Origin of the sequence: Bradyrhizobium tropiciagri (assembly GCF_018130505.1) — a bacterium.
Taxonomy (GTDB): Bacteria; Pseudomonadota; Alphaproteobacteria; order Rhizobiales; family Xanthobacteraceae; genus Bradyrhizobium; species Bradyrhizobium tropiciagri_B.
In genome coordinates, this window is the sequence record NZ_JAFCKH010000002.1 from 1 (window position 1) to 19,813 (window position 19,813).

17 protein-coding genes are annotated in these 19,813 nt (G+C 66.1%); 8 read left to right on the forward strand and 9 right to left on the reverse strand.

From position 1 onward, the window contains the following. From JQ633_RS04390 to JQ633_RS04420, 7 genes are all read left to right on the forward strand, one after another. Positions 1-241, forward strand: a 241-nt coding sequence (locus tag JQ633_RS04390) for a chemotaxis protein CheW (RefSeq protein ID WP_211982845.1), incomplete at its 5' end; no start/stop codon positions are given. Positions 242-284: 43 nt separating this feature from the next. Beyond that, the gene (locus tag JQ633_RS04395; RefSeq protein WP_211982847.1) at positions 285-674 is read left to right on the forward strand and encodes a response regulator; all 390 of its coding nucleotides are present in this window, start codon (positions 285-287) and stop codon (positions 672-674) included. A 34-nt stretch (positions 675-708) separates the two neighbouring features. Continuing rightward, positions 709-1,572, forward strand: coding sequence for a CheR family methyltransferase (locus JQ633_RS04400; protein WP_211982849.1), 864 nt, complete (start codon positions 709-711; stop codon positions 1,570-1,572). 3 nt (positions 1,573-1,575) lie between these two features. After that, positions 1,576-1,893, forward strand: a complete 318-nt coding sequence (locus JQ633_RS04405; RefSeq protein WP_211982851.1) for a PilZ domain-containing protein — start codon at positions 1,576-1,578, stop codon at positions 1,891-1,893. A gap of 294 nt (positions 1,894-2,187) precedes the next feature. Then, on the forward strand, positions 2,188-2,823 hold the full coding sequence (locus JQ633_RS04410; protein WP_211982853.1) for a response regulator transcription factor: 636 nt from the start codon (positions 2,188-2,190) through the stop codon (positions 2,821-2,823). 213 nt (positions 2,824-3,036) lie between these two features. Further along, positions 3,037-4,776, forward strand: coding sequence for an L-arabinonate dehydratase (araD, locus tag JQ633_RS04415; protein ID WP_211982860.1), 1,740 nt, complete (start codon positions 3,037-3,039; stop codon positions 4,774-4,776). Positions 4,777-4,859: 83 nt separating this feature from the next. Continuing rightward, positions 4,860-5,579, forward strand: a complete 720-nt coding sequence (locus JQ633_RS04420; RefSeq protein WP_211982862.1) for a ribonuclease activity regulator RraA — start codon at positions 4,860-4,862, stop codon at positions 5,577-5,579. A gap of 264 nt (positions 5,580-5,843) precedes the next feature. On the opposite strand, the gene JQ633_RS04425 is transcribed toward JQ633_RS04420, so the two are convergent. The 8 genes from JQ633_RS04425 to JQ633_RS04460 all read right to left on the reverse strand — a co-directional run bounded on the left by JQ633_RS04425 (position 5,844) and on the right by JQ633_RS04460 (position 17,398). Further along, positions 5,844-7,943, reverse strand: coding sequence for a S9 family peptidase (locus JQ633_RS04425; protein WP_211982864.1), 2,100 nt, complete (start codon positions 7,941-7,943; stop codon positions 5,844-5,846). 181 nt (positions 7,944-8,124) lie between these two features. After that, the gene (locus JQ633_RS04430) at positions 8,125-9,846 is read right to left on the reverse strand and encodes an ABC transporter permease (protein WP_211982866.1); all 1,722 of its coding nucleotides are present in this window, start codon (positions 9,844-9,846) and stop codon (positions 8,125-8,127) included. Positions 9,847-10,045: 199 nt separating this feature from the next. Next, positions 10,046-11,110 (reverse strand): ABC transporter substrate-binding protein, encoded by a 1,065-nt coding sequence (locus JQ633_RS04435; protein ID WP_211982868.1) that lies wholly within the window; start codon positions 11,108-11,110, stop codon positions 10,046-10,048. 21 nt (positions 11,111-11,131) lie between these two features. Continuing rightward, a complete protein-coding gene (locus JQ633_RS04440) occupies positions 11,132-12,184 on the reverse strand; it encodes an ABC transporter ATP-binding protein (protein ID WP_349631531.1) in 1,053 nt (350 codons plus the stop codon). 306 nt (positions 12,185-12,490) lie between these two features. Continuing rightward, the gene (locus JQ633_RS04445) at positions 12,491-13,675 is read right to left on the reverse strand and encodes a pyridoxal-phosphate-dependent aminotransferase family protein (RefSeq protein ID WP_211982872.1); all 1,185 of its coding nucleotides are present in this window, start codon (positions 13,673-13,675) and stop codon (positions 12,491-12,493) included. Positions 13,676-13,810: 135 nt separating this feature from the next. Then, positions 13,811-14,644, reverse strand: a complete 834-nt coding sequence (locus tag JQ633_RS04450) for an LssY C-terminal domain-containing protein (RefSeq protein ID WP_349631516.1) — start codon at positions 14,642-14,644, stop codon at positions 13,811-13,813. Between the two features lie 65 nt (positions 14,645-14,709). After that, complete coding sequence (locus JQ633_RS04455; RefSeq protein ID WP_211982874.1) at positions 14,710-15,435, reverse strand: thermonuclease family protein; 726 nt, start codon at positions 15,433-15,435, stop codon at positions 14,710-14,712. Between the two features lie 235 nt (positions 15,436-15,670). Further along, entirely contained in the window at positions 15,671-17,398 is a 1,728-nt protein-coding gene (locus JQ633_RS04460; RefSeq protein WP_211982876.1) for a hypothetical protein, read from the reverse strand. A gap of 379 nt (positions 17,399-17,777) precedes the next feature. Between JQ633_RS04460 and JQ633_RS04465 the strand changes: the two genes are divergently transcribed. Further along, complete coding sequence (locus tag JQ633_RS04465) at positions 17,778-18,617, forward strand: caspase family protein (protein WP_211982878.1); 840 nt, start codon at positions 17,778-17,780, stop codon at positions 18,615-18,617. Between the two features lie 156 nt (positions 18,618-18,773). Here the strand turns inward: JQ633_RS04465 and JQ633_RS04470 are convergent, their stop codons facing one another. Next, positions 18,774-19,649 carry an efflux RND transporter periplasmic adaptor subunit gene (locus JQ633_RS04470; protein WP_211982880.1) on the reverse strand — a complete coding sequence of 292 codons (876 nt, stop codon included), beginning with the start codon at positions 19,647-19,649 and terminating at the stop codon, positions 18,774-18,776. Positions 19,650-19,813 lie beyond the last annotated feature (164 nt).

The following is a 19,813-nucleotide window of genomic DNA, read 5'->3' on the forward strand; positions in this document are numbered from 1 at the left end:
GATGGCGGTCGGCGTCGACCAGCGCGGCGAATCCTATGGCCTGCTGATCGACCAGATCGGCGAGGTGCTGCGGCTAGCCGATGCCGGCCGCGAGGACAATCCGGTCAACCTCGATCCGCGCATGGCCAAGCTTGCCGGCGGCGTCCACCGCCTCGACGGCCAGCTCATGGTCGTGCTCGACGTCGATCGTGTGCTCGAATTGATGCCCAAGACAGATCTAAAGACGGCTGCTGCAGCGTAATGCCCCGCCGCGAAGACGGCGGGCTCAATAGGGAGTTCAACAGATGAAGACATGTCTTGTCGTCGACGATTCCGGTGTGGTGCGCAAGATCGCGCGCCGCATCCTCGAAGGAATGGGATTCTCCGTCATCGAGGCCGAGGACGGCGCGGTGGCGCTCGAAGCTTGCAAGCGCGCGATGCCGGAGGCCGTGCTGCTCGACTGGAACATGCCTGTCATGGACGGCTTCGAATTCCTCGTGCAGCTGCGCCGGCTGCCCGGCGGCGATCAGCCCAAGGTGGTGTTCTGCACCACCGAGAACGGCATCGACCACATCTCGCGCGCGCTGCACGCCGGCGCCAACGAGTACATCATGAAGCCGTTCGACAAGGACATCGTCGTCGCGAAATTCCAGGAAGTGGGCCTGATCGCGCTCGACGTGCCGGCCGAAGCGTGAAGCCAGTTTCATCCCTTGTCTCAGTGAGGCTCCCGTGACGCCCCCCGACTACGAGTATCTGCGCAAGCTGTTCAAGGACCATTCCGGTCTCGACCTGTCCTCGGACAAGCAGTATCTGATCGAGAGCCGCTTGCTGCCGCTGGCGCGCAAATGCGGCCTTGCCGGCATTCCCGACCTGATCGCGAAGATCAGAAGCGGCTCGACCCAGCACATCGTGCAGGCGGTCGAGGCGATGACCACCAACGAGACGTTCTTCTTCCGCGACAAGGTGCCGTTCGATCATTTCCGCGACACCATCATGCCGGAGCTGCTGAAAGCGCGCGCCGCACGGCGTGCCTTGCGGATCTGGTGCGCCGCCGGCTCGACCGGCCAGGAGCCCTATTCGTTGGCGATGTGCCTGAAGGAGATGGGCGCGGCGCTGGCGGGATGGCGGGTCGAGATCATCGCGACCGACCTGTCGCAGGAGGTGCTGGAGAAATCCAAGGCCGGCATCTACAGCCAGTTCGAGGTGCAGCGCGGGCTGCCGATCCAGATGCTGGTCAAGTACTTCAAGCAGTCGGGCGAATTCTGGCAGATCACCCCGGAGCTGCGCTCGATGATTCAGCATCGCCAGCTCAACCTGCTGCACGATTTCTCCCAGCTCGGCAGCTTCGATGTGGTCTTTTGCCGCAACGTGCTGATCTATTTCGACCAGGACACCAAGATCAACGTCTTCAACCGGCTCGCCCGGTTGATGGACGGCGATGGCTTCCTGGTGCTGGGCGCCGCCGAAACGGTGGTCGGCCTCACCGACACGTTCAAGCCGGTCCCCGACCGCCGCGGCCTGTACCGGCCGAACGGCCTGCGGGCGGGTGCGGGCGCGATGCCGAGGGCGGCCGCGGTGGCAGCCGGACGTTGAGCCATGACGGAAGAGGGCAAACTCGTTGAGCGAGTCACCTTCAGCCGGGGCTTCGACGTCTGCATCATGGCGATCGACGGCACCTGGCGGCGGGATTGCCTGCTCAATGCCATCTCCGACTCCGACGCATCGCTCACGGTCGAAGGCTCCATCCAGGGGCTCAACCTGAAGGAGTTCTTCCTCCTGCTGTCGTCGACCGGGCTCGCCTACCGCCGCTGCGAACTCGTTCGTGTCAACGGCACGGAGATGGACATCTGCTTCATCAGGGGCCGGCCGGGCAAGAAGCGCGCCGGTGGCGATGCCGATCGGGTCGGGGCCTGAGCTTGCCGCGACGCGGAAGCTCGGAACCGATCGTTGCCGCGGCGGGTTTGACTCTATGGTGAATCAGCAAGGGCGCGTCGGCGTCTGGCTCGGTGAGCGGGGCCTCACTTGCCATCGCCGCCCGCAGGCTGTTGCACTTATTGACGCATTTTCTCCCTGGCCTCACTTTTAGGGAGCGCGCTGCTACTTGTGCGTTAGGCTGGCGTCCCGTACAAATACGGGACCATTGATCGCGAATGATCGAGAGACTTGTTGTGCGGTCACGCACGATGCTGCACCTGACGGACGATGCATATGGCTGAGAATGGTGCTCCCCGCGGGGAGATTTTCGTAGTCGACGACGATCCGGCCGTTCGCGAGACGCTGTCTGTGGTCCTGTCGACGGCCGGCTACAAGGTGATCTGCTTCGCCGACGGCGCCGCGCTGCTGGCCGTGGCGCGCTCGCGAACCCCGGCCTGCATCCTGCTCGACGTGCACATTCCCGGCAAATCCGGCCTCGATATTCTGCGCGAGCTGCACGGCGAGGATTATCCGGCGCCGATCTTCATGATCTCCGGCCAGGGCGACATCGCGATGGCGGTCAGCGCCATCAAGAACGGCGCGCTCGACTTCATCGAGAAGCCGTTCCGCGGCAACGAGATCGTCAGCCGGCTCAATGAAGCGATCGAGGCCTATACCCGGCGCAAGAACGAAAATTCAGCTTCGCGTATCGCCTCGCTGCACTTCCCCGGGCGCGAGCCGCTGACCCGCAGGGAGCGCGAGGTGCTCGAGCAATTCACCGCCGGCGCCTCCAACAAGGAGGCCGGCCGCCAGCTCGGCATCAGCCCGCGCACGATCGAGGATCACCGCGCCAACATCATGAAGAAGCTCGGGGCGCGCAATGCGGCCGATCTCGTCCGCATCGTGATGACGGCGCAGCGCCAAGCCTGATTTCAACGTCTAGCTTGAATGCCTGACTTACGCGTCGCGGCGTTGCCGCGGCGGGCGTCTTTCCGATGTCCGGATGGACGCGGCCGCATGCCCGTGTGCGGACGGTGGTGGGCGACAGGTCCGATAATCCGGTATATGCCGTGTTGCAGGGAGCGCGTGCGGGCTGGTGACGGAACCTCGCGCGTGCGAGCAACGAAACATGGCGCATCGATCATGACCAGCAAGACCAGGACCCCCGATCAACTGCGCAGCGCGCGCTGGTTCGCGCCGGACGATCTGCGCGCCTTCGGCCATCGCTCGCGCGCGATGCAGATGGGCTACGCGCCGGAGGAGTGGCGCGACCGCCCGGTGATCGCGATCCTCAACACCTGGTCGGACGCGCAGCCCTGCCACATGCACTTCAAGAGCCGGGTCGACGACGTCAAGCGCGGCGTGCTGATGGCCGGTGGCTTTCCGATCGAGCTGCCGGCGCTGTCGCTGTCGGAATCGCTGCTGAAGCCGACGACGATGCTCTATCGCAACATGCTGGCGATGGACGCCGAGGAATTGCTGCGCGGCCATCCGGTCGACGGCGTCGTGCTGATGGGCGGCTGCGACAAGACCACGCCGGGCCTGTTGCTCGGCGCCACCAGCATGAACCTCCCCGCGATCTATTTGCCGGCGGGGCCGATGCTGCGCGGCAACTGGAAGGGCAAGACGCTGGGCTCGGGCTCGGACGCCTGGAAATACTGGGACGAGCGCCGCGCCGGAAAAATCTCCGACAAGGACTGGGTCGACATGGAGGCCGGCATCGCCCGCAGCTATGGCACCTGCATGACGATGGGCACGGCCTCGACCATGACCGCGATCGCGGAAGCGATCGGCATGACGCTGCCCGGCGCCTCGTCGATCCCCGCGGCTGATGCCAACCACATCCGTATGAGCTCGGAGGCCGGCCGCCGCATCGTCGAGATGGTGTGGGAGGATTTGACGCCGCAGAAGATCCAGACCCGCAAGGCCTATGAGAACGCGATCACGGTCGCGATGGCGATGGGCTGCTCGACCAACGCCATCATCCACCTGATCGCGCAGGCGCGCCGCGCCGGCCAGGATATCTCGCTCGACGATTTCGAGATCGCGAGCCGCAAGGTGCCTGTGATCGCCAATGTGCGGCCGAGCGGCGACGCCTATCTGATGGAAGACTTCTTCTATGCCGGCGGGCTGCCCGGCCTGATGGGCCGCATCAAGCAGCATCTGCACCTCGACTGCATGACGGTGTCCGGCAAGACGCTCGGCGAGAACATCGAGGGCGCCGAGGTCTACAACGACGACGTCATTCGCACTGTCGAGAACCCGATCTACAAGGAGGGTGCGCTCGCCGTGCTGAAGGGCAATCTCGCGCCCGACGGCTGCGTGATCAAGCCGAGCGCCTGCGATCCGCGCTTCCTCAAGCACACCGGCCCGGCGCTGGTGTTCGACGACTATCCCTCGATGAAGAAGGCGGTCGACGACCCCGATCTCGACGTCACCGCCGACCACGTGCTGATCCTGCGCAATGCCGGCCCGCAGGGCGGACCGGGCATGCCGGAATGGGGCATGCTGCCGATCCCGACCAAGCTCGTGAAGCAGGGCGTGCGCGACATGGTGCGGCTGTCCGACGCGCGGATGAGCGGCACCTCCTATGGCGCCTGCATCCTGCACGTCTCGCCGGAATCCTATATCGGCGGCCCGCTGGCGCTGGTGAAGAACGGCGACCGCATCACGCTCGACGTCGCCGCGCGCACCATCGATCTCGATGTGTCCGAGGCCGAACTTGCAAAACGTCGCGCGGAATGGAAGCAGCCCGAGCGGCGCTTCGAGCGCGGCTATGGCTGGATGTTCTCCAAGCACATCAAGCAGGCCAATGAAGGCTGCGACTTCGACTTCCTCGAGACCGGCTTCGGCAAGCCGGTCGGCGAGCCGTCGATTTACTGATGCCGTCATCCCGGGCTCGCGCTGCGCGCGCCCTCAGGTGCGCGATTGCGCACCGAGAATGACGAAAGGAAAGAGCAGGCACCATGTCAAAACTCAGCGACACCACCCGCACCAAGTTGAAGTCGGTCTCCACCGCCACGGTTGCCACCGCGCTGTTCAAGCGCGGCTTCCGCATCCAGATGATCCAGGATGTGCATCCGCTCGGCCCCGATCAACCGACCATGGTGGGCGAGGCCTTCACGCTGCGCTACATGCCGGCGCGCGAGGACCTCAACAAGATCGAGGTGTTCCGCGACCGCGCGCATCCGCAGCGCAAGGCGATCGAGGATTGCCCGCCCGGCGCCGTGCTCGTGATGGACAGCCGCAAGGACGCGCGTGCCGCGTCGGCCGGCGCCATCCTGGTGACGCGGCTGATGAAGCGCGGCTGCGCCGGCGTCGTCACCGACGGCGGCTTTCGCGACGCGGCCGAAATCGCACGGCTCGGCTTCCCGGCCTTCCACCACCGCCCGAGCGCGCCGACGAATTTGACGCTGCACCAGGCGATCGAGATCAACGTTCCGATCGGCTGCGGCGACGCGCCGGTGTTCCCCGGCGACGTGATCCTCGGCGATGCCGACGGCGTCATCGTGATCCCCGCGCACCTCGCCGACGAGACCGCCGACGAGACTTTTGAAATGACCGCGTTCGAGGATTTCGTCACCGAGCAGGTCCACGCCGGCCGCGGCATCTTCGGCCTCTATCCCGCGACCGACGAGCAGACGTTGAAGGATTTCGCGGCGTGGCGAAAGGCGAAGGGGCGGTAGTCTCCGCGCACTCCACCGTCGTTCATCGCATCTGCAGTTGCCGCACATTCCGCCGTCGTCCTGGCGAAGGCCAGGACCCATAACCACAGGGAGTGGTTTGGCGAAGACTGTGAGTTGCGTTGCGCCGTGGTACGCCGACCGCCGCAATGGAGAGATCACGCGGTATGGGTCCTGGCTTCCGCCAGGACGACGGTGGGGAGAGATCGAGCCAATTAACCCACGCCCATAGCCCGGATTTCGCTTCGCTCCATCCGGGCTACATGGTCACACCCCGGCTTCCGCCATACCGACGGCCCACAGCGCGAACGCGTAGACGATCGCGATCTCGTCGAGCCGGTTGAAGCGTCCCGACGCGCCGCCGTGGCCGGCGCCCATGTTGGTGCGCAGCAGCACCGGGCCGCCGCCGCGCATGGTGGCGCGCAGCCGTGCGATCCATTTTGCCGGCTCCCAGTAAGTGACCCGAGGATCAGTGAGCCCGCCCATCGCGAGGATCGCCGGATAGTCCTGCGCCGCGACGTTGTCGTAGGGCGAGTACGACAGGATGGTGCGAAAATCCTTTTCGCTCTCGATCGGGTTGCCCCATTCCGGCCACTCCGGCGGCGTCAGCGGCAGCGTGTCGTCGAGCATGGTGTTGAGCACGTCGACGAACGGCACTTCGGCGACGATGCCGCCGAACAGTTCGCCGGCCCGGTTGGCGACCGCGCCCATCAGCATGCCGCCCGCCGAGCCGCCATGGCCGACGATGCGCTTCTCACTGGTATATTTCGCCGCGATCAGCGCGCGCCCGGCGGCGGCGAAATCGTCGAACGTGTTGGTCTTCTTCTCGCGCTTGCCGTCGAGATACCAGCCCCAGCCCTTGTCGGCGCCGCCGCGGATATGCGCGATTGCGTAGACGAAGCCGCGGTCGACCAGCGACAGCCGGTTGGCGTTGAAGGAGGCCGGCATCGCCATGCCGTAGGAGCCGTAGCCGTAGAGCAGCAGCGGCGCCTTGCCGTCGCGGGCAAGGTCCTTGCGATGCAGGATCGAGACCGGCACCTCGGCGCCGTCATGCGACGTCGCCATGATGCGCGTGGTGACGTAATCCGCCGGGTTGTGGCCGGACGGAATCTCCTGCCGCTTGCGCAGCACCCGCGCTCGCGTCGCCATGTCGTAGTCGTAGACTTCCGACGGTGTCGTCATCGACGAATAGGCGAAGCGCAGATTGGTGGTGTCGAACTCGTAGCCGCCCATGGTGTCGAGCGAATAGGCAGCCTCGTCGAACGCGATGGCGTGCTCCTCGCCGGTCGAGAGATCGCGGATGACGATCGCCGGCAGCGCGTTGGCCCGCTCCAGCCGCACCATATGGCCGGCATAGAGCTCGACGTCGAGCACATAGACGCCTTCGCGATACGGGATCAGGTCACGCCAGTTGCCGCGGTCGGGCGCCACGAGCGGCGCGGTCACCACCTTGAAGTCGATGGCGTCATCGGCGTTGGTGAGGATGTAGAGCGCATCGCCGCGGTCGGCGATCGAATACTGCACGCCTTCCTCGCGCGCGGCGACGAGACGCGGCGGCGCATCGGGATCGGCGAGGTCGATCAGCCGCTGCTCTGACGTTTCGTGATCGCCGCCCGCGATCACGCAGAAGCGGCCGCTTGCGCTCTCGTGCAGATGGGTGAACCAGCCGGAATCCTGCTCCTCATAGATCAGGAGGTCATCAGCCTGCCCGGTGCCGAGCTTGTGCCGCCACACCTGCATCGGGCGGTGATTGTCGTCGAGCTTGACGTAGAAGAAGCTTTTCGAATCCGCCGACCAGACCACGCCGCCATCGGTCTCCTCGACGAGATCGTCGAGATCGGCGCCCGTGGCCCAGTCGCGCACGCGGATGGAGAAGTATTCCGAGCCCTTGGTGTCGGCGCTCCAGGCGTGCAGCCGATGATCGTTGGAATGCCGGCTGCCGCCGAACTTGAAATATTTGTGGTCCTTCGCCAGCGCGTCGCCGTCGAGCACGACATGCGCCTCGCTGCCGTCGCGCGGCGTTCGGCAGAACTGCTCATGCTGGCCGCCCTCGCGGAACTTCCTGAAATAGGCGAACGGGCCGTCCGGCGACGGCACGCTGGAATCGTCCTCCTTGATCCGCCCGCGCATCTCCTTGACGAGCTGCTTCTGCAGGCTGTCGGTGTGGCCAAGCAGGCTCTCGGTATAGCCGTTCTCGGCCTCGAGGTAGCTACGGATATCGGGATCGAGGATCGCGGGATCGCGCAGCACCTCCTGCCATTTGGCGTCCTTGATCCACGCATAGTCGTCCGTCACCGTGATGCCGTGGGTGGTGAAGGAATGCGGCCGACGCGGTGCTGTGGGGGGCTTGATGGCAGGTTTGGTCACGCGGTCCTCATTGTGCGGGGATACCGCCTTATATCGGGATCAATGCGGGGAATGCCAGATGGGCGGTTCCGTAGTCCCGGACGCAGTTCTGTAGGGTGGGCAAAGCGAAGCGTGCCCACCATCGCGAGCACGTCACTCAAGGCTGGGCACGCTGCGCTTTGCCCACCCTACGAACCACGCCTTACCCATTCCTCAACTTCGTCCCCGCGCTCCCGCCGGACATCGGAATCTGGTTCACCGCGAGCACCACGGCGAAGGTGATCACCAGCATCGCGATGCCGAGCACGGCGATCGCGGCGAGGTCGCCGCCCTCGTTGAGGTCGTAGATCAAAACCGACAGCACCTTGGTCTGCGAGGTGAACAGCACGATCGCCGCCGACAGCTCCCGCATCACGCCGATGAAGATGAAGCACCAGGTCGCGATCACGCCGGTGCGCAAGAGCGGCGCGGTGATCTGGCGCAACGCCTGCAGCCGCGTGGCGCCGAGGATGCGGCTGGCTTCCTCGAGCTCCGGGTGGATGGTCGCGAATGCCGCCTGCAATTGCTGATAGGCCGAGGGCAGGTTGATGGTGAGGAAGGCGAGCAACAGGATCCACAGCGTGCCGTAGAGCACGAAGGGCGGCCGCGTGTAGCTCAGGAACAGGCCGACGCCGAGCACGATGCCGGGGACGGCGACCGGCGCGGTGGCGAGGAAGCCGAGCACGCGGTGGCCCGCGATCGCCTTGCGCGTCGTGACATAGGCGATGACCAGCGCGAGGATGGTGCCGATGGTCGCGGTTGCGGTGCCGAGAATGACCGTGTTCTTCAACGCAAGCTGCGTCGACGACAGCTCGGTGAACACGAAGACGATGTTGTGCAGCGTTGCCGTCGACGGCGTCACCAGCGTGGTCGCGTTCGGCGAGAACGCGGCATTGAGCAGCGCGAAGTATGGCAGGAACACCGGATTGAGCAGCACCAGAAGGCAGAAGCCGAGCGCCGCCCAGCGCCAGCCCTTCAACTCCACGCGGCGCGGCGCGCCGTATTTGCCGCCGATCACCGAATAGCCGCGGCGGCCGAGCAGCGCCTTCTGGCCCTGCAGCAGCAGGATGGTCAGCAAGAGCAGCGGCACGGCGGCGGCCGCCGCCAGCTCGAGCTTCGGCGGATACTGGAACAGGCTCCAGATCTTGGTAGTCATGGTGTGGAAGCCGGCCGGCAGCGCCAGGATCGCCGGCGAGCCGAACAGCGTCATCGCCTGCAGGAACGCGATCAGCGCGCCCGCCACCAGCGCCGGTAGCGCCAGCGGGATCGTCACCCGCCGCGCCGTGGTCCAGGCCTTGCCGCCGAGGATTGCGGAAGCGTCTTCCAACTCGCCCGGCATGGTGTCGAGCGCATTCGCCACCAGCACGAACACGAACGGAAACGTGTAGCAGGAGATCACGAAGATGATCCCGGTCAGCGAATAGATGTTGAACAGCGCGTCCGCGTCCTCGCCCGCGAACAGCCGGTAGAGCTGGTTGAGCAACCCCGAGTTCGGCGCGGCCAGCAACTCCCAGGCGACCGCGCCGAGGAACGGCGGCGTCACGAACGAGGCCGTCACCAGCGCGCGGATGGTCTGCCGCCCCGGCATGTCGGTGCGCGACACCAGCCAGCTGATCGGCGCGGCGACGATGCAGCAGATCACGGCCGAGGTGGTCGCGATGATCGCCGTGGTCAGCAGCGGATCGAGGAAGTCCGGGTTGCTGAACAGCGTGACGAAGTTCTGCAGCGTTGGATGCCGGCTCTTGTCGGTGAAGGCGTAGACCGCCAGCCATGACAGCGGCAGCAGGATGAGGAGGATCAGCACGGCTGCGAACAGCCACAGGACGGGACGCGTCCAGTCGAAGCGGGGTTTTGCGGCGGGGGAGGTGGTTGTGGTGATAGTCATGCCGACCTGAACCGAACTGCTTCAGCCCCCTCGCCCCGCTCTTCGCGGGGAGAGGGAGGGGTGAGGGGCTGCTTCCGCGCGTGCTCGTGTTGGTGAGACCTGTACCCCCTCACCCGGATTGCATCTAGCGATGCAACCCGACCTCTCCCCGCAAGCGGGGCGAGGTGAAGGCAGGCGCTCCATCTCCGCACCATGAGGCTCACACCCGAAACAGCCGCGCATAGCGCGTCTTGATCTCTTCGGTCATCGCCTCGACGCCGGCCGGGTCCTCCTTCATCAGCTTGATGTCGGAGAGCTTGCGCCGGCCGGCCTTCGGCTGCACCTGGGCGTGCAGCGAATGCTGTCCGGTGAAGTCGACGAAGAACTGCTGGGTCTCGCGGGTGTGCAGCCAGGCTTGGAACAGTTTTGCCGCATTCGGATGCGGCGCGCTGGCGAAAATGCCGGTCGGCCCCGAGATCGTCGGCGTGCCCTCGGCCGGATAGACCGGCTCAACCGGCTGGCCGGCCTCCTTCAGCAGCACGATGCCGTATTCATTGCCGTCGGCCATCACCGCGCGCTCGCCGAGCGAGAGCTTCTTCGGCGGATCGGTCGAGGACTGCACCTGCATCACGCGCTGCTTGGACAGTTTTTCCAGATACGGCCAGCCGAGCTCGCGGACGATCTGGAACGTCGCGGTCATGATGGTGCCGCTATAGGCCGGATGGCCCTTCACCATCTTGCCGGCCCACTTCGGGTCGAGCAGATCGGCAAAGCTCTTCGGCGCATCCTCCGCCTTCACCAGATTGGTGTTGTAGGCGATCGACGACAGCCACAGCCGCGTGGTGACGGCCATACCGTCGGGCTCGCGATAACTGTCCGGAAAATACTTCGCGACATCCTCGGGCACGAACGGCATCAGCCAGCCGCTCTTCTTCCACGGAATGAAGTGCGAGGCATCGGCGCTGTTGACGACGTCGGCGGCGTGGATGTTCGATTCGAATTCCTGCGCGACGCGCTGGAACAGCCGCTCCGAGCCGGAGCGCTCGATCTGCACACTGATGCCGGGATACGCCGCCTCGAACGCCTTGCCGAGCTTCTCGCCGACCGGCAGGTCCATCGAGGAATAGAAGACGAGCTTGCCTTCCTTCTTCGCGGCAGCAACGAGATCCGGCGTGATCGCGGTCGGCTCCGGTGCCGCGGCGCGCACTGGCGATGCGAACGCGGCGCCGAGCGCGAGCGCGGCCGAGCCTTTCAGGACATCGCGTCTGGAAATTCGCTTCCGCATCGCGTGCTCCGTTTCTTGTTGTTATCGGCTGAGCGCCCGGCAGCGCTCGGGCGGCAAGGTCAGCCAGACCTCGCTGCCCTTGTCGACCGCGGTCTCGGTCGGCGTGCTGACGCGTAGCGAGGTGCCGTCAGCCGCTTCCACCATGTAGTCGCGGTTCATGCCGAGATAGACCTGCCGCGTCACGACGGCCTTCAGCGTGTTCTGCTGCGATGCCGGCGCCTGCGTCGAAAGCCGGATCTCATGCTGGCGGATCGCGACCGGCGCGCTCTGTCCTGCGGTGAGCTTCGCGCCAACCACCTCGAGCGTGGCACCGGCGAACGTGACATGGTTCGTGTCACGGGCGGTGCCCTTGATCACATTGGCTGCGCCGATGAAGCGCGCGACGAATTCGGACTCCGGCCGCGCGTAAATGTCCTCGGGCGTGCCGAGCTGGTCGATCTTGCCGGCGTTCATCACCGCGATGAGGTCGGCGGTGGTCATCGCCTCCGACTGGTCGTGGGTGACATAGACGGTGGTGTAGCGATACTCATCGTGCAGCCGGCGGATCTCGAAGCGCATTTCCTCGCGCAGATTGGCATCGAGGTTGGACAGCGGCTCGTCGAGCAGCAGCGTCTCCGGGCCGACGATCAACGCGCGCGCCAGCGCGACGCGCTGCTGCTGGCCGCCGGAAAGTTCGCCCGGATAGCGCTGCGCCAGCGGCTCCAGCTTGGTCGTCGCCAGGATCGCGGCGAGCTTCTTGGCGATGGTGTCGCGGTCCATTTTGCGCAAGCGCAGGCCATAGACGATGTTCTCGGCCACCGTCATATGCGGCCACAGCGCGTAGCTCTGGAAGATCATCGACATGTTGCGCTGCTCGGGCGGCAGCGTGCGCGCGCGCGACGACACCACGCGTTCGCCGACCCGGATCTCGCCGTCGGTGGGTTCCAGGAACCCGGCGATCAGCCGCAATGTCGTGGTCTTGCCGCAGCCCGACGGCCCGAGCAGGCAGACCAACTGGCCGTGATCGATCGTGAGCGAAACATCATCGACCGCGACAAACGACCCAAACCGCTTGACCAGCCCACGCAACTCCACCGCCGCCAAACGATCCCCTCCATCTCACATTGTCGCAGGGATCAGTGCCCGGCTGTTTCAGGCAGTAAAGCGGAAAAAGATGACGACGGAAAGTGTTGGGGCCCTTAGCAATGCGTCACACGCATCCCTTCCCCGTCATCCTGAGGAGCGCGCTCTTGCGCGCGTCTCGAAGGATGCACGGCCGGGTGTTTACCGCGCATTCTGATTCTCTTCGGCAAGAGCCGGGCCGTCGATCTTTCGAGACGGCCGCTTCGCGGCCTCCTCAGGATGACGGGTCTGGCGCATCAAGCCTCGGTCGCTCCGCCCCTACGCCTTCACATTCTCCCCAAGCCACTGCACCGCCGCGTCGACACCGCCGCGGCCGTGGGGGATCTTCAGGGCGGCGAGGGCGACTTCGATGACGCCGAGGGTGCCGAGCACCATCGGCGCGTTGACGTGGCCCATATGGGCGATGCGGAAGGCCTGGCCTTGCAGGTCGCCGATGCCGGTGCCGAGCACGACGCCGCATTTCTCCTTGGCGTAGCGCTGGATCGCGGCGGGATCGGCGCCCTTCACGGTGACCGTGGTCACGGTGTTGGAGCGCTCGGCGGGCTCGGTGATGTTGAAGCCGAGCACCTGGCCTTCGGCCCACGCCGACACGGCGCGGCGCACGGCTTCGCCGAGCAGGCGATGCCGTTCGAACGCGTTCTCCAGTCCCTCGGCATGGATCATGTTGATCGCCTCGCGCAGCGCGAATAACAGATGCACCGGCGCGGTGCCGGCATATTTGCGGTAGTGCTCGCTTCCCTCGCGCTCGGTCCAGTCCCAATAGGGCGTGCGCAGGTCGGCCTTCTTGTGCGCCTCCCAGGCGCGGTCGTTGGCGGCGACGAAGCCGAGGCCGGGCGGCGTCATCAGGCCCTTCTGCGAGCCCGACATCGCGACGTCGATGTACCATTTGTCCATCTCGAACGGCGTGCAGCCGAGCGAGGCGACGGTGTCGACCATGAACAATGCGGGATGGCCGGCGGCCTTGATCGCCCTGCCGATCGCCTCGATGTCGTTATAGGCGCCGGATGCCGTATCGACCTGCACCGCGAGGATTGCCTTGATCGTGTGCTCCTTGTCGCGCCGCAACCGCTCCTCGACCTCGGCCGGGCGGATCGCGCGGCGCCAGTCGCCCTTCAGCACCTCAACATCGGCGCCCATCGCAGCCGCGGCCTGGCCCCAGCCGATCGCGAAGCGGCCGCTCTCCAGCACCAGCACCTTGTCGCCGCGCGACAGCACGTTGGACAGCGTCGCCTCCCAGGCGCCGTGGCCGTTGGCGATGTAGATGTAGGACTTGCCCTGGGTTGCGAACAGTTTCGACAGGTCGCGCAGCAGGCCCTCGGTCAGTTCGACCATCTCGGTCGAGTAGATGTCGAGCGCCGGGCGATGCATCGCCTGCAGCACCTGATCCGGCATCGTGGTGGGCCCGGGGATGGCCAGAAATTCCCGGCCCGCGCGAACGGTCATCGTCCTGTTCCTTGTGGGTAAAGCGCGCAAATCATGCGTGTGAGGGGTCGAGGCCGGAGGATAAGCCATCAGGGCGGCGATTGCGAGCATGGCGAAGCAATCCAGAGCTTCGGAATCTGCAAGGCCGCGGCGTATTTACTGGCCGATTGCCTCGACCACCGCGTGCCAGACCTGGTCCTTGAACTCGGTGGCGGCCGGGCTCGGGATGGTCTCGACGCTGCCCTCGTGCTTCGCGCAGGCCTCGACCAGCCGCAGCGCCCAGATCTCGCCGTCGGTGAAGTAGAGATCGCCGCCGCCGTTGCGGCCGTTGAAGGTCGGCCCGATGCCGGTGACCTGATATTTCGCCGTCACCATGCCGGCCGCTTCCAGATCGCCCGCCAGCACCTCGCGTTCGGCGTCGAGGTTGGCGGCGATGTGATGGGTCACCGCGCCGGTGTAGTGGCTGACGCCGACGCCGCGATCCAGTGTCGCGGCGCCGAGCCACACCGGACGCTTCTCCTCGCCCTGGTCGAGCACCTTCCAGAACCGTACATGGTTGCGGCGATCGGCGCTCGATCCGACCGGCTTCTCGAAGGCGAAGTCCTCGCGGCGGCCGAGATAGAACAGGTTGCTGACCGGCGCATCCTTGTAGGGACGATCGAGCAGCACGCTGCCGACGATCGCGATCGAGGATCGCAGCGTGATCGGATCGGCCGGATACCAGCCCGCTTTGTGCATCGCGCAGATCACGTCCGTGCTGTCGCCGATCAGGCTGACATTCATCGGATCGCCCGGAATGTCCTGCGCGGTGCGCGTCACCATCGGCAGATTGGCAAGGCCCTTCTGATGCTCGTAATGCGTCCAGTACAGCGGCAGTAGCAGATAGGCCGCGAGCAGATAGCCCGCCAGCACGAGCAGCAGCAACCATCGCGCCCGCTGCAGGCGGCTGCGCTTTTGCGCGGTCGGTTCGATACTGCTCTGGTCGTCCACCGCCTTATCCGCGCGCTAGGTTGCCCTCCCCCCGCAGGCGGGAGAGGGGGCTATTCTAGCAGAGATCAGCGCCGCGTCTCGCGGCAGCCGGCGGCTTCGGCCTCCTCGACCGAGCAGAACCAGCGTGTGCCCTTGGAGATCTTCATCTCGATCTTGGCGTACCAGCGGCTGGTGCGCTGGTGGAAGATGCATTCGCCGGAGCGGTTGACATTGCCCTTGATGGTGCAGTCGGGCGAGGGCGCGACCGGGCCGGAGGCGGAGGCGAGCAGGATCGAGAGGGCGCCCTCCGGCGGCTTCACGGCGCCGAGCACGTGGGTCTTCTTGTTGCGGATGCGCCAGTCCCACGGTGCGATGAACGCGCCCTGCCACATCCCGGCCTTGGCCTCGCGCGCGGCCTTCTCGTCCGGCTCGTAGTCGCGCGAGATGCGGGTAAAGGCCAGCGCCCAGCCGCTCGCGACCAGCCATTTCTGGATGTCCTCGCCGTCGACCTCGCAGCGCGCCACGGTGCGGCCGCGGCGGTCGACCGAGCGGGTGTGACAGGTCCAGCTCTTGTGGCCGACATGCTTGATCAGCTCGTCGCGCGCGGCGACGCCGCAGGTCCAGCGTTCGCCCTTGGTGTTGAGGCAGAGCTGGTCGGTCGAGGGAGCGTCGATGCCGCCGAGCCGGATTCGGTTCGAGCCGATCACGATCTGGTCGCCGTCGCGGATCTTCGGCACGCCGGTGATGTCGGCAGCGAATGCCAGTGACGGCAGCGACAGCAGCGCGGCGGCGGTAAACAACGTCTTGAGCATCGGCAATCCCGATGAGGTGAAGCAATCAATTGTCAGTGCCCAAGGATTGTGCGGGCAATTGGGCAGCCGTGCCAGTGGCGATATGTTGCAGGCCGTTTCAACTTCGCGTCATTCATCGGGGTTTTCGACCTTCGTCGCCGTCGTCCGTAGGATGGGTGGAGCGCAGCGATACCCATCACCCTTCGTGCCGAGCGTTGAGATGATGGGTATCGCTGCGCTCCACCCATCCTACGAATTACGCACCCACCATCCGCTTGCGCGCTAGCGCCAGCGCCATCAGCACGAAGGCCGACGTCACCTCCGGCCCGCCGACCAGGATTCGCGTCGGCGTCTTCATCTTGTTCCACTCATAGGCCTTGTACGGCCCCTTGCGGCCGCCTTCGCCGAGGCCGTGCACGATGCAGTGCAGCGCCGGCGTGAAGCTGGAGACCTCGGCGCCGAGATGCGCCAGCGCGATCAGCGCAAGCGCGGCGTCGAACGGGTTCATCTCGTGGGCGATCAACTCGCCCATGACATAGCCGAGCACGCGGGCGCGGATCAGCGCGAACACGTTGCCGGGATCGATGATGCGCTGGGCGGCCAGCGGCAGCGCGACGAACGCCGCGTAGCAGCGGCCGAAATAGGCCGAATAGAGCTCCGGCAGATAGTAGATGTGCGAGCGCGGATCCTTGAACGCGCCACTCTCCACCAGGCGGGCCTGGAAGGCGATGATGCGCTGCAGCGTCTGCAGCCGCTCCGGCGTCTCGATGATCTTCCAGCGCTTGAGGTTGCGGAACGAGACCTCGAGGATGTCGAGGTTCAGCGTCGGGTCGAGATCGTTGCCATAGGGCCGCTCGCCCTTGAGGTTGTCGATCCAGGTGACGACGCCGCCCTCATAGTCGATGTGGTCGTTGAGCGGCACGGTGACGCGCGGCTCGTTGGCGCCGGAGCGCACTTGGTAGCCGCGATAGAAATCGACCAGCGGCTGCTCGAGGAGCGGATCATCGGCGCCGGCCTGCGTCGCGGCCGACAGCGCGCAGGCCGTGGTGTCGCAGTCGGGCACATAGATACCGAAGCCGAGGTCCTGCTTGATCTGGGCGAAGAACCGCGAGAAGCGCGGATGCCGCCCCGGCGCCAGCGCGGTGATCACCTTCACCGTGGCGCCGTCATGCGACGGCACCTCCTCGGCGCTGGTCTTGATGCAGAATTCCACCATCTCGTCGACCGCGCGCCGCGCCGCCGCCGCCTCGTCCGCCGGCGCCAGCCCGCTCTCGAGAAAGCCGAGCAGCGCCTCGGTGAAGAAGGCGTCGTAATAGGCCGAGCGGTGGCGGATCTGCACCGGCTCCCACATCGGCTCGGCGATGCCGCGCCACGGCGGGTTGATCAGCGCGCGCGCCGGCGAATGCGCGATGAAGATGCGGGCGAGCGAGAACAGCAGGGTCGAGTTCTTGTAGCCGCGCGCGTTCAGCCCGGTCAGCGCCATCAGCATCTCGCGCCCGCCGATGTCGGCATCGCCGAGCAGGTTGAACGCGGCATAGGTCGGGATGAAACCGTTCTTGCCGAACGAGCCGACCAGGTGCGAGCCGGTGGCGCGGATCACGCGGTCGATCTCGGCCAGCGCTGGCGGGCGGCCCGGCGCGCCGGCAACGGGCGGGGCAGGGTGGCGGACGTCGATGCCGTCCATCAGCGCGGCGACCGGCGCGCCCACGGCGGCCCAGTCCGGCGCCGGCTCGTCGCGCGCCGCGATCAGCGCCGCGCGCAAGTCCGCCAGCCGCTCGGCATCGTTGAGCGCGGGGAGGCCAGTGCGGCGGAGCAGCGCCCGCAGCGGCGGATTGCCGAGCGCGGTCTTGTAGAATTTTCCGAGATGGGCGTCGCCACCCTGGTAGCGCGCGAGCACGGGGTCGCAGACGTCATACAGCGACGGGCCGTCCTTCGTTACCGTCAGTGCCCGGCACAGCGCCCCTGCGATCCCGTGAAAGCCCATGAAGTCCTTTCCTGGGAAACCCTTTCCCAAGGAACCGGTTAACGCCGAAGGCCGCGGTGATGTTTCTCCCCGTTGTGCCCCCGACCGCCCAAGTCCTTGGAAAGCTACATGAATCGTCAGGGAACGCAAATGTGATGGAGGTCACATAACGGGATCTTAACCGCGTCAAGTCTCTCTGCCGGTCGGCCGCATGCGCCAAATCGGGTTGCCCCAGGGGCCCGGCCGGGTTAAGGGAGTGTTTGTTGCGGCGCCGCAAATTGAGACCAATTCAACGGCACAGACCCCACAACCCCATTAAACCTGACTGTGATTGAAGTGACTAACAGGCGCCGCCTTAACTGGAAGCGCCTTCGGGAAAATGATTGGGACCAGGAACGCCATGAACCTTAGGCAGCTTCGCATTTCCCGCCGCACCATCGCGGTCGGCGTCGCGGTGGCCGGCACCGTGTCGCTGGCGATCGGCGCCCATGCCGCGCTGAACAAGCGTCCGCTCGAGGCTGCCAAGACCGTCGCTACCGAGCACACCGGCAGCATCGCCGTCGGCGCTCCCCGCCTCGCGCTGGTGATCGGCAACGGCCACTATCCCGACGCCGCCGCCCCGCTCACCCAGCCGATCAATGACGCCCGCACGCTGTCGGCCCGCCTGCGCCATGAGGGTTTTGACGTCGACATGGTCGAGGACGCGACCCGCGACGACATGCTGCGCGCGGTCGAGCGCATGAAGGCCAAGATTCGTCCCGACACTGTGGTGATGCTGTTCTTCGGCGGCTACGGCGTGCAGGCCGGCCGCGACAGCTACATGATCCCGGTGGACGCCACGATCTGGAAGGAAGCCGACGTCAAGCGCACCGGCGTCAGCGTCGAGGCGGTGCTCGACGCGATGAAGGAGCAGGGCGCCAAGACCAAGCTGGTGGTGCTCGATGCCTCCAGGCGCAATCCCTATGAGCGCCGTTTCCGTTCGTATTCGCACGGCCTCGCCCCGATCTCGCCGCCCGAGAACACGCTGGTGCTGAGTTCGGCCGCGCCGGGCAAGGTGGTCGACGACGCCCGTTCCCCGAACAGCGCGCTGGTCGCCGAGCTGCTCAACAACCTCACCGGCGACGCCGGCGCCGAATCCGCCTTCAACAAGACCCGCCTCGCCGTCACCCGCGCAAGCGAAGGCGAGCAGGTGCCGAGCGTGTCCTCGTCGCTGCTGGAAGACGTCAAGCTCGGCAGCTGAGGCCGCTTTTCTCTCTGCTGTCGTCCCGGCGATATCTCTCCGCACGGCCCGCTTCGTAGCCCGGATGCAGCGAAGCGAAATCCGGGAACCGTGCGTCCGCGCGTGAAAAACCCCCGGATTGCGCTGCGCTCCATCCGGGCTACAAATCCCTATTCGCTACTTCGCCGCGCTGTCCCCCACCGGCCGCACCGGATCGCCCTCGCGCAGCAGCGCGCCGGCGCGGGCGACCACGATGTCGCCTTCCTGCACGCCGTCGCGGATCTCGACCTGTCCGGCCGACATCAGCCCGGTCTCCACCCGCCGCGTCTCGACGCGGCCGCCGCGCACCACCTGCACCACGGTGCCGGCGGTGGAATAGAGAATCGCGGTCAGCGGCACCGCGACACCGCAGCTCTGCCCGGTCTTGATCTGCGCGCGGCCGCTCGAGTTCACCAGCAGCTTGCGGCTCGCGCCGATCGCCACGAACACCTGGCCGAGCTGGCTGTTCGGCTCGATCGTCGGCGCGATCCGCCGCACCTTGCCGTCGAGCTCGCCGGCGCCCGAGATCTTGATCCGCGCCGTCTGGTCGGCCTTCAATTTCGCGATGTCGCGGGTCGGCACCATGCCGACGAGGTCATACTCGCTCTTGGCGATGATCGAGAACAGCGCCTCGCCCTTGCCGGAGGCCGGCGCGCCGACCACCGCCGTCGATGCCGACACCGTCCCCGCCACCGGCGCCGTGACGTTGACCGAATTGGCCCCATCCGTCAGCCGCGCCAGCGCCTGTCCCGCGCTGACCGTGTCCCCCGCATCGACCATCACCTCCGCCACCTTCAGCCCGAACCGATCAGGCCGCACCTGCTGCTCATCACGCGGCAGCACGAACCCGGTGACCTCGGCGATATTGTCGAAGCAGAATTTGGAGGCCTTCAGCACGGTGACCGCGGCGCCTTTAGGCGCGGCGTCGGATTCGCCGGCCGCGAGGGCGGGGTGCGCGGCGAACAGCAGCGCGCAAGCGGCGAGAGCGGAGGCGCGCGTAAACCGTGACGTCATCGGCGGATCATTTCCCGGAAATATGCCGTCCCTGATTAGCAGATGGTCGGATGGGCGGCCAGCCTGCGAGCAGCGCCAGGACAAGTCCGCTTGCCTGGTGTCGTCCCTGCTGAAGCAGGGACCCATAACCACGCTGTTCATGGTGACGTTATGCTGGGGCCACA

Excerpts from the sequence above, each read along its gene's own strand:
- JQ633_RS04395 (WP_211982847.1), top strand. The coding sequence starts at position 285 with ATGAAGACATGTCTTGTCGTCGACGATTCCGGTGTGGTGCGCAAGATC.
- JQ633_RS04405 (WP_211982851.1), top strand. The coding sequence starts at position 1,576 with ATGACGGAAGAGGGCAAACTCGTTGAGCGAGTCACCTTCAGCCGGGGC.
- JQ633_RS04410 (WP_211982853.1), top strand. The coding sequence starts at position 2,188 with ATGGCTGAGAATGGTGCTCCCCGCGGGGAGATTTTCGTAGTCGACGAC.
- araD (WP_211982860.1), top strand. The coding sequence starts at position 3,037 with ATGACCAGCAAGACCAGGACCCCCGATCAACTGCGCAGCGCGCGCTGG.
- JQ633_RS04420 (WP_211982862.1), top strand. The coding sequence starts at position 4,860 with ATGTCAAAACTCAGCGACACCACCCGCACCAAGTTGAAGTCGGTCTCC.
- JQ633_RS04430 (WP_211982866.1), bottom strand. The coding sequence starts at position 9,846 with ATGACTATCACCACAACCACCTCCCCCGCCGCAAAACCCCGCTTCGAC.
- JQ633_RS04435 (WP_211982868.1), bottom strand. The coding sequence starts at position 11,110 with ATGCGGAAGCGAATTTCCAGACGCGATGTCCTGAAAGGCTCGGCCGCG.
- JQ633_RS04445 (WP_211982872.1), bottom strand. The coding sequence starts at position 13,675 with ATGACCGTTCGCGCGGGCCGGGAATTTCTGGCCATCCCCGGGCCCACC.
- JQ633_RS04455 (WP_211982874.1), bottom strand. The coding sequence starts at position 15,435 with ATGCTCAAGACGTTGTTTACCGCCGCCGCGCTGCTGTCGCTGCCGTCA.
- JQ633_RS04460 (WP_211982876.1), bottom strand. The coding sequence starts at position 17,398 with ATGGGCTTTCACGGGATCGCAGGGGCGCTGTGCCGGGCACTGACGGTA.
- JQ633_RS04465 (WP_211982878.1), top strand. The coding sequence starts at position 17,778 with ATGAACCTTAGGCAGCTTCGCATTTCCCGCCGCACCATCGCGGTCGGC.
- JQ633_RS04470 (WP_211982880.1), bottom strand. The coding sequence starts at position 19,649 with ATGACGTCACGGTTTACGCGCGCCTCCGCTCTCGCCGCTTGCGCGCTG.